General features: G+C 70.5%; 13 protein-coding genes. All 13 read right to left on the reverse strand.

The annotated features are described in order from the left end of the window. Positions 1–167 (reverse strand): Pro-rich N-terminal domain-containing protein (locus tag ACWEKM_RS27080; protein WP_451623885.1); only part of this gene is annotated, 167 nt, incomplete at its 3' end. Between the two features lie 187 nt (positions 168–354). Then, the gene (aroB, locus tag ACWEKM_RS27085) at positions 355–1,446 is read right to left on the reverse strand and encodes a 3-dehydroquinate synthase (RefSeq protein ID WP_451623845.1); all 1,092 of its coding nucleotides are present in this window, start codon (positions 1,444–1,446) and stop codon (positions 355–357) included. Continuing rightward, positions 1,443–1,925 (reverse strand): shikimate kinase, encoded by a 483-nt coding sequence (locus ACWEKM_RS27090; RefSeq protein ID WP_451623886.1) that lies wholly within the window; start codon positions 1,923–1,925, stop codon positions 1,443–1,445. The genes aroB and ACWEKM_RS27090 overlap by 4 nt, the downstream gene beginning before the upstream one ends. A 32-nt stretch (positions 1,926–1,957) precedes the next feature. Continuing rightward, the gene (aroC, locus tag ACWEKM_RS27095) at positions 1,958–3,142 is read right to left on the reverse strand and encodes a chorismate synthase (RefSeq protein WP_451623846.1); all 1,185 of its coding nucleotides are present in this window, start codon (positions 3,140–3,142) and stop codon (positions 1,958–1,960) included. 166 nt (positions 3,143–3,308) lie between these two features. Next, positions 3,309–4,142, reverse strand: a complete 834-nt coding sequence (locus ACWEKM_RS27100; protein WP_451623887.1) for a shikimate dehydrogenase — start codon at positions 4,140–4,142, stop codon at positions 3,309–3,311. Positions 4,143–4,229: 87 nt separating this feature from the next. After that, complete coding sequence (gene mltG, locus ACWEKM_RS27105) at positions 4,230–5,996, reverse strand: endolytic transglycosylase MltG (RefSeq protein ID WP_451623847.1); 1,767 nt, start codon at positions 5,994–5,996, stop codon at positions 4,230–4,232. 119 nt (positions 5,997–6,115) lie between these two features. Beyond that, entirely contained in the window at positions 6,116–6,580 is a 465-nt protein-coding gene (gene ruvX, locus ACWEKM_RS27110) for a Holliday junction resolvase RuvX (RefSeq protein ID WP_451623848.1), read from the reverse strand. 15 nt (positions 6,581–6,595) lie between these two features. Next, positions 6,596–9,268 carry an alanine--tRNA ligase gene (alaS, locus tag ACWEKM_RS27115; protein ID WP_451623849.1) on the reverse strand — a complete coding sequence of 891 codons (2,673 nt, stop codon included), beginning with the start codon at positions 9,266–9,268 and terminating at the stop codon, positions 6,596–6,598. After that, positions 9,268–9,612: a hypothetical protein gene (locus tag ACWEKM_RS27120; RefSeq protein WP_451623850.1), complete on the reverse strand. Its 345-nt coding sequence runs from the start codon at positions 9,610–9,612 to the stop codon at positions 9,268–9,270. The genes alaS and ACWEKM_RS27120 overlap by 1 nt, the downstream gene beginning before the upstream one ends. A 7-nt stretch (positions 9,613–9,619) precedes the next feature. Beyond that, positions 9,620–10,066, reverse strand: coding sequence for a DUF948 domain-containing protein (locus tag ACWEKM_RS27125; RefSeq protein WP_451623851.1), 447 nt, complete (start codon positions 10,064–10,066; stop codon positions 9,620–9,622). Between the two features lie 270 nt (positions 10,067–10,336). After that, positions 10,337–10,951, reverse strand: a complete 615-nt coding sequence (gene rpsD, locus ACWEKM_RS27130) for a 30S ribosomal protein S4 (protein ID WP_451623852.1) — start codon at positions 10,949–10,951, stop codon at positions 10,337–10,339. A 304-nt stretch (positions 10,952–11,255) separates the two neighbouring features. Beyond that, positions 11,256–12,611, reverse strand: a complete 1,356-nt coding sequence (locus ACWEKM_RS27135; protein WP_451623853.1) for a replication-associated recombination protein A — start codon at positions 12,609–12,611, stop codon at positions 11,256–11,258. Positions 12,612–12,663: 52 nt separating this feature from the next. Then, the gene (locus ACWEKM_RS27140; protein ID WP_451623854.1) at positions 12,664–13,317 is read right to left on the reverse strand and encodes a vitamin K epoxide reductase family protein; all 654 of its coding nucleotides are present in this window, start codon (positions 13,315–13,317) and stop codon (positions 12,664–12,666) included. Between the last annotated feature and the right edge of the window lie 97 nt (positions 13,318–13,414).

A 13,414-nucleotide genomic window follows, 5' to 3' on the forward strand; every position in this document is an offset into this window, starting at 1 on the left:
GGTGCGCCGGCGCCGGTGAAGCCCGGCGCGGGTGGCGGCGGGGGCACGGGTGCGGGACCCTGGTGGGCTCCCGCTCCCGGGTGATGTGCGGCCGGCGACCAGCCGGCGGCCGGTCCCTGCCCCGGCTGGTGGGGCGGCGGCAGCGGAGAACCCACTGCGTGCTGCATCCGGTGCCACTCCGTCTCGTTCTTCTCGGGCTCGGTCCGCCGCTGGCCCTTGGCGCCGACAGCAAAGTACGAGCCCCCGCTCGCCACCGAACCGTACCGCCCCCGGCCGTCGTTTGGTGAAACGGACGGGGGCGGCCCGAAGTGCCCGTTGCGTACGGCGAGTCGGGCGGATGGAGCGGCGGCGGACCTACTGCCCCACTTCGCCGTAGGCGGCGAGCAGCACGGCCGGGTCCGGACCCTCCAGGACGGTGGGCCTGGCCAGCCCGTCCAGGACGATGAAGCGCAGCAGGTCGCCGCGGGACTTCTTGTCGACCCGCATCGTCTCCAGCAGCTTGGGCCACTGGTCGTGGCGGTAGTGCAGGGGCAGCCCGACCGACTCAAGGACCAGGCGGTGGCGGTCGGCCGTCGCGTCGTCCAACCGGCCCGCGAGGCGGCCGAGTTCGGCGGCGAAGTGCATGCCCACGGCCACCGCGGCGCCGTGCCGCCACTGATAGCGTTCGTTCTTCTCGATGGCGTGGCCGAGCGTGTGGCCGTAGTTGAGGATCTCCCGCAGGCCGGACTCCTTCAGGTCGGCGGAGACCACCTCCGCCTTCACCCGGATCGACCGTTCGATCAGCTCGGCGGTGTGCGGGCCCGCCGGGGTGCGCGCGGCCTCGGGGTCCGACTCGATGAGGTCCAGGATGACCGGGTCGGCGATGAACCCGGCCTTGATGATCTCGGCGAGACCGGAGACGTAGTCGTGGACGGGCAGCGTCTCCAGCGCCGCGAGGTCGCACAGCACGCCCGCGGGCGGATGGAAGGCGCCCACGAGGTTCTTGCCCTCGGCCGTGTTGATGCCGGTCTTGCCGCCGACCGCCGCGTCCACCATGGCCAGCACGGTCGTCGGTACGGCGATCCAGCGCACGCCGCGCAGCCAGCTCGCGGCGACGAATCCGGCGAGGTCGGTGGTCGCGCCGCCGCCCACGCCGACGATGACGTCGGTGCGGGTGAACCCGGACTGGCCGAGCGCCTTCCAGCAGTAGGCGGCGACCTCGGCGGTCTTGGCCTCCTCGGCGTTCGGCACCTGGATGGCGATCGCCTCATGGCCCTGCTCGGCCAGGTCGGCGCGGAGCGCGTCGCCGGTCTCGGCCAGCGCCTCGGGGTGGACGATCGCGACCCGCTTGGCCCGCGGCCCCACCAGCCCGGGCAGTTCGCCCAGGAGCCGACGGCCGACCAGAACCTCGTACGGTTCGGTGCCCGCTGTGCCGCCGACCTGGATCCGCGTCACCGTCTCGCTCATGCTTCCTTCAACTCCAGTGCGTCCAGGGCTGCTTGGCTGACCTCTTCGGGCGTGCGGCCGTCGGTCGGCACGACCGCCGTGGCGACCTCCTCGTACAGATGCCGGCGCGCCTGCATGAGTTCCCGCCACTGTCGGCGCGGATTGACCGCCAGCAGCGGCCGGGCCACGTTCAGGCCGGTGCGCCGGACCGCCTCCTCCACGTCCATGGAGAGGTAGACCACCCGGTGCCCGGACAGCAGGGCCCGGGTGTCCGCGTCGAGGATCGCGCCGCCGCCCAGCGCCAGCACGCCGTTGTGTTCGGCGAGCGCGGTGCGCACGGCCCGCTTCTCGATGGCGCGGAACGCGGCCTCGCCGTCGTCCACGAAGATCTCGGAGATGGTGCGCCCCTCGGCGGCCACGATGTCGTCGTCGGTGTCCCGGTAGGCCACGCCGAGGCGCCCCGCCAGCAGCTCCCCGACGGTGGACTTGCCCACGCCCATGGGGCCCACGAGCACGATCGCAGGCACGGCGGTCACCGGATCGGGAGGCTGTCGAGGTAGGAGCGCACATTGCGGCGGGTCTCCGCCACGCTGTCCCCGCCGAACTTCTCCGCGACCGCGTCGGCCAGCACCAGGGCGACCATCGCCTCCGCGACGATCCCCGCCGCCGGCACCGCGCACACGTCGGAGCGCTGGTGGTGCGCCTGGGTCTCCTCGCCGGTGGACACGTCCACCGTCCGCAGCGCCCGCGGCACCGTGGCGATCGGCTTCATCGCCGCCCGTACCCGCAACAACTCCCCCGTCGACAGGCCGCCCTCGGTCCCGCCGGAGCGGCCCGAGGCGCGCCGGATCCCTTCCGGCGTGGCCACGATCTCGTCGTGCGCCTTCGACCCCGGCACCCGCGCCAGGTCGAACCCGTCGCCCAGTTCGACGCCCTTGATCGCCTGGATCCCCATCAGCGCGGCGGCCAGCCGGGCGTCCAGCTTCCGGTCCCAGTGGACATGTGAGCCGAGTCCCACCGGCACACCGTAGGCCAGCACCTCGACCACACCGCCGAGCGTGTCACCGTCCTTGTGGGCCTGGTCGATCTCCGCGACCATCGCCTTGGACGCGTCGGCGTCCAGGCAGCGCACCGGGTCCGCGTCCAGCCGCTCCACGTCGTCGGGGGTCGGGTACACGCCGTACGGTGCCTTCGCCGACGCCAGTTCCACGACATGGCTGACGATCTCGATGCCGGCGGTCTCCTTCAGGTACGACCTGGCCACCGCGCCGAGCGCCACCCGCGCCGCGGTCTCCCGAGCGGAGGCCCGCTCCAGGATCGGCCGGGCCTCGTCGAACCCGTACTTCTGCATCCCCGCCAGGTCGGCGTGGCCGGGCCGCGGCCGGGTCAGCGGCGCATTGCGGGCGAGCCCCGCCAGCACCTGCGGATCCACCGGATCGGCCGCCATGACCTGTTCCCACTTGGGCCATTCCGTGTTGCCCACCATGATCGCCACCGGCGAGCCCAGCGTCAGCCCGTGCCGGACCCCGCCCAGGAACGTGATCTCGTCCCGCTCGAACTTCATCCGAGCGCCCCGGCCGTACCCCAGCCGCCGCCGCGCCAGATGGTCCGCCACCATCTCCGTGGTGATGGGCACGCCGGCGGGAAGCCCCTCCAGCGTCGCGACGAGTGCGGGACCGTGGGACTCCCCCGCGGTCAGCCAACGCAGCCTGCTCAACGGTGCTCCTCAGAGATCGCGCCCCGGTACTGCCCTGCGTACGCGTGTCCTCGCGTACGGCGACGGCGTGCCCGGGTGCGCGGCCCCGGTCCGCCACCTCCGATCCTCCCACGTACGTGGCGAAGTCCCGGTCGCCGGTCCAGCAGGCGGACGCGAAACGGACATGTCAGCGTTCGGCGAGGGCCTTCTCGCCCGCCCGGCGCATGGCGTCCAGCGGGGCCGGGGCGCGGCCGGTCATCTGCTCGACCTGGAGCACGGCCTGGTGGACGAGGAGGTCGAGGCCGCCGACGACGGCCCCGCCGCACATGGACCAGCGGGCCGCGAGGGCGGTCGGCCAGGGCTCGTAGAGCACATCGAAGAGGGTGGTGGGCCGCTCCGGTACGGCGGTGGCAAGGGCGTCGGTGCTGCCCGCCGGTGTGGTGGCGATCACCAGCGGGGCGTGCAGTGCCTCGGCTGCGTCGGCCCAGTCCGCGGTGCTGACCTCGATGTCGAGCCGTTCGCCCCACTGCCGCATCTCGGCGGCGCGGGCCGTGCCGCGGACGTAGGCGACGACCTCGCCGGTGCAGATCCGGGCCAGGGCGGCGAGCGCGGAGGAGGCGGTGGCCCCGGCGCCGAGGACCGCGGCGGAGTCGACCTGTTCGATTCCGTGCTCGCGCAGCGCGGCCACCATGCCCGGGACATCGGTGTTGTCGCCGACGCGACGGCCGTCCTCGGTGAACAGGACCGTGTTGACCGCGTCGACGGAGGCGGCCGTCGCGCTGATCTCGTCGAGCAGCGGGATGACCGCGCGCTTGAGCGGCATGGTCAGCGACAGTCCCGCCCACTCGGGGCCGAGCCGCTCGAAGAAGCCGGGCAATCCGGCCTCGTCGACCTCGAAGCGCTCGTACACCCAGTCGGTGAGCCCGAGTTCGGCGTACGCGGCGCGGTGCAGCACCGGGGAGAGCGAGTGCGCGATGGGCGATCCGAGCACGGCGGCCCGCTTGTTCCGTACGTTCTCCATCACCGCTCCGCCGCTCTTCGCCGTCCCGATACGCATCGGGCCGCAACGGTACCGGAGCCGCCGGGCACGGCAGGCAGACGGGCCGGGTCAGCGACCGCTGTTGGCGTTGAACTTGTCCTTCAGTTTCTGGAATTCGTCGAAGGTCTTGGCGAATTCCGTGTTGCTCTGACCGTCGGTCGCCACGAAGTAGATCCAGCCGTCGTGGGTCGGATTCAGCGTGGCCTTCAGGGCGTCGTCGCCCGGGTTTCCGATCGGTCCGGGCGGCAGGCCCGCGTTGGTGTAGGTGTTGTACGGGTCCTTGTTGCTGTGGATCTCGGACTCGCCGATATGGATGTTGCTCTGACCCTTCAGGTAGTTGTAGGTCGAGTCGAACTGCAACAGCCGGTTGGTCTCGGTGTTCGTGGGCTTGAGACGGTTGTAGACCACTTCCGCCATCTTGCGGAAGTCGTCGTGCGTCTTGCCCTCGGCCTGGACCAGGCTCGCGACCGTGACGAGTTGGAAGGGGTTGGCCAGGTCGAGTTGCTTGGCCTTTGCCTCCAGGCCATAGGCGGCGTACTTCTGCTTGGCCTGGGTGACCATCTGCTTCAGGACGACGTCGGGCTTCATGCCCTTCGCGGCCGGGTAGGTGCCGGGGAAGAGGAAGCCCTCCAACGGGTCCCGGATCCGGCCGTTGCTCTGCGCCCAGCTCGGCATCCCGAGTTTCTTGTAATCCTTCTCGGCCGCCTTTTTCGTGGTGCCGGACGCGAGGCCGAGTTGTTTGTCGATCGCCTGATACACCTGGACATTGCGCTCACCCGGCTTGACGAGCACATTACTCTGACTGTTCGGGTCGAGCATCATTTTCACGGCGCTCGCGGCGGACATCTCTTTCTTCAGCACATAGGCGCCGGCCTGGATGGTGCCGCCCTCGGGATTCTGCGACTGGGCGGAGACGAACGCGTCGACGCTCTTGACGACCCCGGAGTCCTTCAGCCGTCGCCCGATCTCATAACCGCCCGCCCCTTTGGGGATTTCCACCATCACGGTTTCGCTGGTGCCGCCGCCCGCATAGTCCGGGGACGCGCCGAAACGATTTTGGTAGAACTTCAATCCGAAGTATCCGACCCCGCCGAGGCCGCCGCCGAAGACCAGGACGACCACCATGCACGCGCAGCCGTTGCGCCGCTTCTTGGCTCCCTTGCCGCCCTTCGCGGCCTTGCCCCTGCGGTCGCCGCGCCCGCGGCGCGCCTTCGGGTCGTCGTCGAGATCGTCGTCGGAGTCGTCGCCCCCGCCTGCGAAGAACGCGTGCTCGCCCTGGTCCGGGCCGGGATCCCAGTCGGTCTCGGGCTCCGGCTCGGGACGTCTGCGGCCGGGCGGCTGGGGCGGCGGATAGGCATCGGGCGTGCCGTAGCGGTCGGGCTGCTCCGCGCCGTATGCCGCGGGCTGCTGACCGTAGGGGTCGCCCGGATCGGCGGCGTACGGCAGCTGCCCATGGGTGCCGCTGGCGTCCCAGCCGCCCTGCGGGTACTGCGGCTGGGACTGCGCCGAGTACTGCTGCTGGCCGTGCCCGGCGTACTGCTGCTGGTCGTGCCCCCCGTAGTGCTGCTGGTCCTGACCGGCGTAATGCTCGTTGCCCTGCTGTGCGTACTGCTGGTGGCCCTGCTCGCCGTAATACGGGTACTGCTGCTGGTCGTACCCGGACTGCTGCTCGTTCCAGCCGCCGTGCTGCGGCTGCTGTGGATGGTGCTGTTGCAGGCCGCCGTAGGGGACCTGCTGACCCGCCTGGGCCTGCTGTCCTCCCCATCCGCCGTCCCCGTACAACGGGTCCTCCGGATGCCACGGTTCGGAGCCTGGGCCCCGGCCATACTCAGTCATCGATCCCCTAGAGCCGCGAGGCGGCGGTCACGAGGCTGCCGCCGGTTCCCGTTCCGCCTCTTGCTGTGGGGCGGCTGTTCGAACACCGCCGCATCGCGCGGAACGTTACCGTATCGCGATCAGATGACCACTTCGACGCCCTCGCCGGGTGCATCGCCTGACACCCGTTCGGATTCGAGGGCCTGCTGGAGAATGACGACGGCGGCCGCCTGGTCGATGACCGAGCGGCCCTTCCTCGAACTGACCCCCGAGGCACGCAGTCCCTGACCGGCCGTCACGGTGCTCATCCGCTCGTCGACGAGCCGCACCGGGACGGGCGCGATGCCCTTGGCCAGTTCCCGGGCGAAAACGCGCACCTTGGCCGCGGCCGGGCCCTCGCCCCCCTTGAGGGAGCGGGGCAGGCCGACGACGACCTCGATCGGCTCGTATTCCTCGACGAGTTGACCGAGCCGGCGGTGGGCGGCCGGGACGTCCCGGCCAGGGACGGTCTCCACGGGGGTGGCGAGGATCCCGTCGGGGTCGCACGAGGCGACCCCGATACGGGCGTCCCCGACGTCGATCGCGAGCCGGCGTCCAGTGCGCATGATCCCGACCGTCCCCTACTTGGCGGTCTCGGCGACCAGGCGCTCGACGGCGACCACGGCGTCGCCGATGGCGGCCGGGTGCTGGCCGCCGCCCTGGGCCACGTCCGGCTTGCCGCCACCGCCGCCGCCGAGCGTCTTGGCGGCGGTACGGACCAGGTCACCGGCCTTGAGGCCGCGTTCGCGGGCGGCCTCGTTGGTGGCGATGACGGTCAGCGGCTTGTCACCCTTGACCGTGAAGAGGGCGACCACGGCGGCCCGGCCGCCCTGGATGCGCCCGCGCACGTCGAGGACCAGCTTGCGCAGGTCGTCCGGCGTGGTGCCGTCCGGCACCCGACCGGTGACGACGGCGATCCCGCGGACGTCCTTGGCGGACTCGGCGAGACCGGCGGCGGCCTGGAGCACCTTCTCGGCCCGGAACTTCTCGATCTCCTTCTCGGCGTCCTTCAGCTTGCCGAGCATCGAGGAGACCTTCTCGGGCAGCTCCTCCGGGCGGCCCTTGAGTAGTTCGGTCAGCTGGTTGACGACCGTGTGCTCGCGGGCGAGGAAGGCGTAGGCGTCCACGCCGACCAGGGCCTCGATACGGCGCACACCGGAGCCGATGGAGGACTCGCCGAGCAGCTTCACCAGGCCCAGCTGGGCGGTGTTGTGCACGTGTGTGCCACCGCACAGCTCCTTGGAGAAGTCCCCGATGGTGACCACGCGGACCCGCTCGCCGTACTTCTCGCCGAACTCGGCGATGGCGCCCTGCTTCTTGGCCTCGTCGATGCCCATGATCTCGGCGTGCACATCGAGATCGCGGGCGAGCACCTCGTTGATCTTCTGTTCGACGTCGGTCATCACGGCCGTGGGCACGGCGGACGGGGAGCCGAAGTCGAAGCGGAACCGGCCGGGCTGGTTCTCCGAGCCGGCCTGGGCGGCGGTCGGGCCGAGGGCGTCGCGCAGGGCCTGGTGGGTAAGGTGGGTGGCCGAGTGGGCGCGGGCGATGGCCTTGCGGCGGCGGGAGTCGATGGAGGCGTGGGCCTTGGCGCCGACCGTCACCTCGCCGACCTGTACGACGCCCTTGTGGACGTACACGCCCGGGACCGGCTTCTGGGTGTCGCGGACCTCGATGACGGCCCCGGAGTCGGCCTTGATGCGGCCGGTGTCGCCGATCTGGCCGCCGCCCTCGGCGTAGAACGGGGTGCGGTCGAGGACGATCTCGACCTCGTCGCCCTCGGTGGCGGCGGGCGAGGAGACGCCGTCGACCAGGATGCCGACGACCGTGGATTCGCCCTCGGTGTCGGTGTAGCCGAAGAAGCCGGTCTCGCCGGCCGAGTCGGCGATCTCCCGGTAGGCGCCGAGGTCGGCGTGGCCGGTCTTCTTGGCCTGGGCGTCGGCCTTGGCGCGCTCCCGCTGCTCCTTCATCAGGCGGCGGAAGCCCTCCTCGTCCACGGCGAGGCCCTGCTCGGCGGCCATCTCCAGGGTGAGGTCGATCGGGAAGCCCCAGGTGTCGTGGAGCAGGAACGCCTTGTCGCCGGGCAGCACCGTGCCGCCGGTGGCCTTGGTCTCGGTGACGGCGGTGTCGAGGATGTTGGTGCCGGCCTTCAGCGTCTTGAGAAAGGCGACCTCCTCGGCGAGGGCGACCTTCTCGATGCGCTCGCGGTCGGTGACCAGCTCCGGGTACTGCCGGCCCATCGTGCCGATCACGGTGTCGATCAGGTCCTCGACGACCGGACCGGTGGCGCCCAGCAGCCGCATGTTGCGGATGGCGCGGCGCATGATGCGGCGCAGGACGTAGCCGCGGCCCTCGTTGCCGGGGGTCACGCCGTCGCCGATGAGCATGGTGGCGGTGCGCATGTGGTCGGTGACCACTCGCAGGGAGACGTCCGAGTCGTGGGCGGCGCCGTAGGCGACACCGGTCAGTTCGGTGGCCTTCTTGATGACGGCCATGGAGGTGTCGATCTCGTACATGTTCTGCACGCCCTGCAGAATCATGGCGAGCCGCTCCATGCCGAGGCCCGTGTCGATGTTCTTGCTCGGCAGGTCGCCGAGGATCTCGAAGTTGTCCTTGCCGGTGCCCTCGCCGCGCTCGTACTGCATGAAGACGAGGTTCCAGATCTCCACATACCGCTCGTCGTTGACGGCGGGGCCGCCCTCGGCGCCGAACTCGGGCCCGCGGTCGTAGTTGATCTCGGAGCAGGGGCCGCATGGACCCGGGACGCCCATGGACCAGAAGTTGTCCTTCATGCCCAGGCGCTGGATGCGCTCCTTGGGCACGCCGACGACCTCGTGCCAGATCCGCTCGGCCTCGTCGTCGTCCTGGTAGACCGTGATCCACAGACGCTCGGGGTCGAGGCCGTAACCGCCCTTGTCCTGGGGCGTGGTGAGCAGCTCCCAGGCGAACTCGATGGCGCCTTCCTTGAAGTAGTCGCCGAAGGAGAAGTTGCCGCACATCTGGAAGAACGTGCCGTGCCGGGTGGTCTTGCCGACCTCTTCGATGTCCGGCGTGCGCACGCACTTCTGCACACTGGTGGCGCGCGGGAACGGCGGCTTGACCTCACCCAGGAAGTAGGGCTTGAAGGGCACCATGCCGGCCGGGACGAGGAGCAGAGTCGGGTCGTCCGCGATGAGCGACGCCGAAGGGACGACGGTGTGACCGCGCTCCTCGAAGAAGCTCAACCAGCGGCGACGAATCTCGGCCGACTCCATCAGTGGTCCTCATTCCGGTTGTACGAGTACGTCGTGGGGTTGACGTACGTCGGGTTGCTGCGGTTCTCGATGGCCGTACGGCGCCTGGGAGCGGGGAGTTCCGGGTCCTCGCGGATGCCGAGGGCGTCTTCGAGTTCGGCTTCCCGGTGGGCCATGTTGTCGCGGACGTCGAGGGCGAAGCCCACCGCACGATCCTTGACGCGCCGACCCGTCACCAGCGCCTTGTCGGCCGCGGTCGCGGCGAGGCTCTCGGGGGTCAGCTGCTTCAGCTTGCGGTTGACCTTGGTGGTGGCCCACACACCGGCGGCGACGCCCGTGGTGAACCAGAACGTACGGCGGAACATCGCTCGGTCAGTCTCTCTTTTCCCGGGTGTTCCGCTTCCCCCGTCGCGTTGACGGGAGGGTGCGGCCCACGATCACGGTACGCCGGGGCGCCTTGTCGGGCACGTCCTCGCGCCGGCCGGTGAGGGCTCGGCGCACGCCGTAGCCGAACGCCGCGACCTTGACGAGGGGGCCGCCGAAGGTGGCGGCGACGGTCGTCGACAGCGCCGAGGCGTTGGACGTGACTTCCTGGACGTCCGAGGCGATGGCGTCGACCCGGTCGATCTGGGTCTGCGCGGAGCGCACCGTGGCGGAGGCGTCGGCGAGCAGCGGGACGGCCTGGTCGGTCACGTCCGCCACCAGCTTGGTGGCCGCCTTGAGCGTCTGGGCCAGCCTCGCCAGGGCGACGGCGAGGAAGGACACCAGGATCGCCCAGAAGACGGCCACCAGGATCCCGGCAACCTCTCCACCGGACACGCTGCACCGCTCCCTGCTGATCACTGGAGTGCCCATGGACTGTCACCGGGCACTGGCCGACGGGCACTCTCGAAAGTCGCCATCCGACCCTATCGCGCCACGGGCGGCCCGCCGTACCGGATTTCGCCTTCCGGAAGGGCGTCTGGGCGCCGCGTCGATTCTACGGGTGGGGCAAGGGGTGGACGAAAGCGCCCGCCGCTTCCCACCGGTGTGGTGGGAAGCGGCGGGCGGGGGCGCGAGGCCCGGTGGTACTGCCGCCGCCGAGGGTGATCAGCGGGCGTAGTACTCGACGACGAGCTGCTCGTCGCAGATCACCGGGATCTCCTTGCGGTTCGGCTCGCGGTCCAGGCGGAACGCCAGGGCCTTGAGGTTCACCTGGAGGTAGCGCGGGGTCTCGCCGTCGGGGGCGAAGCCGCCCTCGCGGGCGATCTGGAAGAGCGTCTTGTCCTTGCTGCGGTCGCGGATCTGGATGACGTCGTCCGGGCGCACACGGTAGGACGGCTTGTCCACCTTCTGGCCGTTGACCTGGATGTGGCCGTGGACGACCATCTGGCGGGCCTGGTAGATCGTGCGGGCGATGCCCGAACGCAGGACCAGCGCGTCGAGACGGCGCTCCAACTCGACGATCAGGGCCTCACCGGTCTTGCCCTGGACCTTGGACGCACGCTCGTAGGCGCGCACCAGCTGGCGCTCGGAGATGTCGTACTGAGCGCGCAGGCGCTGCTTCTCCAGCAGACGGACCTTGTAGTCCGAGTTCTGCTTGCGGCCGCGGCCGTGCTCACCCGGCGGGTAGGGACGGGCCTCGAAGTACTTGACGGCCTTCGGGGTCAGCGCGATGCCGAGGGCACGCGACTTCTTGACCTTGGGGCGGGACTGGTTCGCCACTGTTTCTGTCTTCTTTCGTCGTTCTCGGCTTGTCAGCGTTGAGGGAGGTCGCATCCGCAGCCGGGGAATCCCGTAGGGTCCGCATGGGACCTGCCGGGCAGCCGCTCCCCTGGTCTGGGCACATACGTGCAGCACGCGAGTGGCCCACCGGCCGGTCCCGGACTCCGGGTGGTGGTGGGCTGCCCGCGACACCGTTCGACGGTGCGCGACGCTCCTGGAGCCAGCCCCGAGGGACTGGGTCTCCGGCTGGTTGTCCCGCTCTGACTGCGCGGGACTCAGCGCTTCGGCGCATTCTACAGGGCGGTCAGGGCCGCTTGCGACCGAGGTGTTTCCTGGTCCATTCGACCGCGTCCGCGTACCGGGCCTCGGTGCCGTGCCGGGTCGGGGTGTAGTACTCGCGGCCCTGGAGGGCTCCCGGCGCGTACTGCTGGGCGGCGATGCCCTCGGGCAGGTCGTGCGGATACACATACCCCTGGGCGTGGCCCAGCTTGGCGGCGCCCTTGTAGTGCCCGTCGCGCAGATGGGGCGGGACCGGACCCGCCAGCCCCTTGCGCACGTCCTCCAGGGCGGCGCCGATCGCCGTGGTCGCGGCGTTGGACTTGGGGGCGAGGGCCAGCGCGATGGTGGCGTGGCTGAGGGTGAGGGCCGCCTCCGGGAAGCCGATCATGGCGACGGCCTGGGCGGCGGCCACGGCGAGCGGCAGGGCGTTCGGATCGGCGAGGCCGATGTCCTCGCTGGCCGAGATCATCAGTCGGCGGGCGATGAAGCGGGGATCCTCGCCGGCCTCGATCATCCGCGCCAGGTAGTGCAGGGCCGCGTCCACGTCGGAGCCGCGGATGGACTTGATGAGCGCGCTGGCCACGTCGTAGTGCTGGTCGCCGTCGCGGTCGTACTTCACGGCGGCCCGGTCGACCGTCTCCTCCAGGGTGCTCAGGGCGATCTCCGGCTCACCCTTGTCGAGCGCGGCACCGGCCGCCGCCTCCAGGGCGGTCAGGGCCCGGCGGGCGTCGCCGCCGGCGATCCGCAGGAGGTGGTCCTCGGTGTCCTCGGGGACGGCGACGGACCCGCCGAGGCCGCGCTCGTCGGCCAGCGCGCGGCGGAGCAGCCCGCGCACGTCGTCGTCGGTGAGGGGTTCGAGGGTGAGCAGGAGGGAACGGGACAGCAGGGGGGAGATCACCGAGAAGTACGGGTTCTCGGTGGTGGCCGCGATCAGGGTCACCCAGCGGTTCTCCACCGCCGGGAGCAGGGAGTCCTGCTGGGCCTTGCTGAAGCGGTGGATCTCGTCCAGGAAGAGGACGGTCTCCTTGCCGAAACCCCCGGTGGCCCGGCGCGCGCCGTCGATGACCGCGCGGACCTCCTTGACGCCCGCGGTGATCGCGGACAGTTCCACGAAGCGCTTGTCGGTGGCCTTGGAGACGACGTACGCCAGGGTCGTCTTGCCGGTGCCGGGCGGGCCCCAGAGGATCACCGAGGAGGGTCCGGCCGGGCCGCCCGCGCCCTCGCCGACCAGCCGGCGCAGAGGCGAGCCGGGCTTCAGCAGATGCTGCTGGCCCACCACCTCGTCAAGGGTGCGCGGGCGCATCCGCACCGCCAGGGGGCTGCCTGCCGGATCCTTCTCCTGGCGCTCTTCCGCCGCCGCGGTGAACAGGTCGGGTTCCACGCTGAAACCCTAAATCACCGCACTGACAACGCGGCCGGGCCCCGGTCCGGGCTCAACTGGTCCAGAAGTCCCACCAGCGGGTCAGGATCAGCATGCCGATGATGCCGATGTGCAGCACCGGGAGCACCCAGGTGAACTCGCCGAAGAAGCCCTTCAGCCAGCGCGGGGCGGGCAGGAAGTCCTTGCGGACGTTGAACGACGTCACGTACCAGAACATGACGATCGTGGCGACCCAGGCCAGGTTGCACCACAGGCACAGCGCGTTGATCCGGTACAGGGACTGGAACTGCAGCCAGGTGCAGAAGCCGACGCCGAAGAGCGTGCCGAGGTTGAAGGTCAGCCAGTACCAGCGCGGGAAGCGGGCCCGGGCGAGCAGGCTCATGCCGACGCAGACGACGATGCCGTAGCAGACCAGGCCGAGCATGGGGTTCGGGAAGCCGAAGGCGGCGGCCTGCTTGCTCTCCATGACGCTGCCGCAGGAGACGACCGGGTTGAGGCTGCACCCGGGGGTGAAGGTCTTGCCCTCGACCTTCGCCTCCAGCAGCTTGAACTTGTCGATCGTGATGACCCACGCGGCGAGCAGGCCGGCCGCACCGGTGATCACCAGCAGCAGGGCGAAGGCGCGGCTGCCGCCCTCCGTCCGCGCTCCGTCGGCCCGCTCGGACCCGGGCTCGGTGGAGACGTCCTTGACTGTCGACTTGCTCATCACGCCGATTCCGTCTGCTGGAGAGGTGGACCTTCTTAGGGCAGGGGCCATTGTGCCGCACCGGGGGTCCTGTCCACCGTTCGGTGGACATAAGGAG

The sequence above is a fragment of the Streptomyces sp. NPDC004752 genome (assembly GCF_053601275.1).

What these genes read in the sequence shown, in the direction of transcription:
- mltG (WP_451623847.1), bottom strand. Translation starts at nt 5,996, where the DNA reads ATGACTGAGTATGGCCGGGGCCCAGGCTCCGAACCGTGGCATCCGGAG.
- ACWEKM_RS27120 (WP_451623850.1), bottom strand. Translation starts at nt 9,612, where the DNA reads ATGTTCCGCCGTACGTTCTGGTTCACCACGGGCGTCGCCGCCGGTGTG.
- ruvX (WP_451623848.1), bottom strand. Translation starts at nt 6,580, where the DNA reads ATGCGCACTGGACGCCGGCTCGCGATCGACGTCGGGGACGCCCGTATC.
- ACWEKM_RS27100 (WP_451623887.1), bottom strand. Translation starts at nt 4,142, where the DNA reads ATGGAGAACGTACGGAACAAGCGGGCCGCCGTGCTCGGATCGCCCATC.
- alaS (WP_451623849.1), bottom strand. Translation starts at nt 9,268, where the DNA reads ATGGAGTCGGCCGAGATTCGTCGCCGCTGGTTGAGCTTCTTCGAGGAG.
- aroB (WP_451623845.1), bottom strand. Translation starts at nt 1,446, where the DNA reads ATGAGCGAGACGGTGACGCGGATCCAGGTCGGCGGCACAGCGGGCACC.
- ACWEKM_RS27140 (WP_451623854.1), bottom strand. Translation starts at nt 13,317, where the DNA reads ATGAGCAAGTCGACAGTCAAGGACGTCTCCACCGAGCCCGGGTCCGAG.
- ACWEKM_RS27090 (WP_451623886.1), bottom strand. Translation starts at nt 1,925, where the DNA reads ATGGGCGTGGGCAAGTCCACCGTCGGGGAGCTGCTGGCGGGGCGCCTC.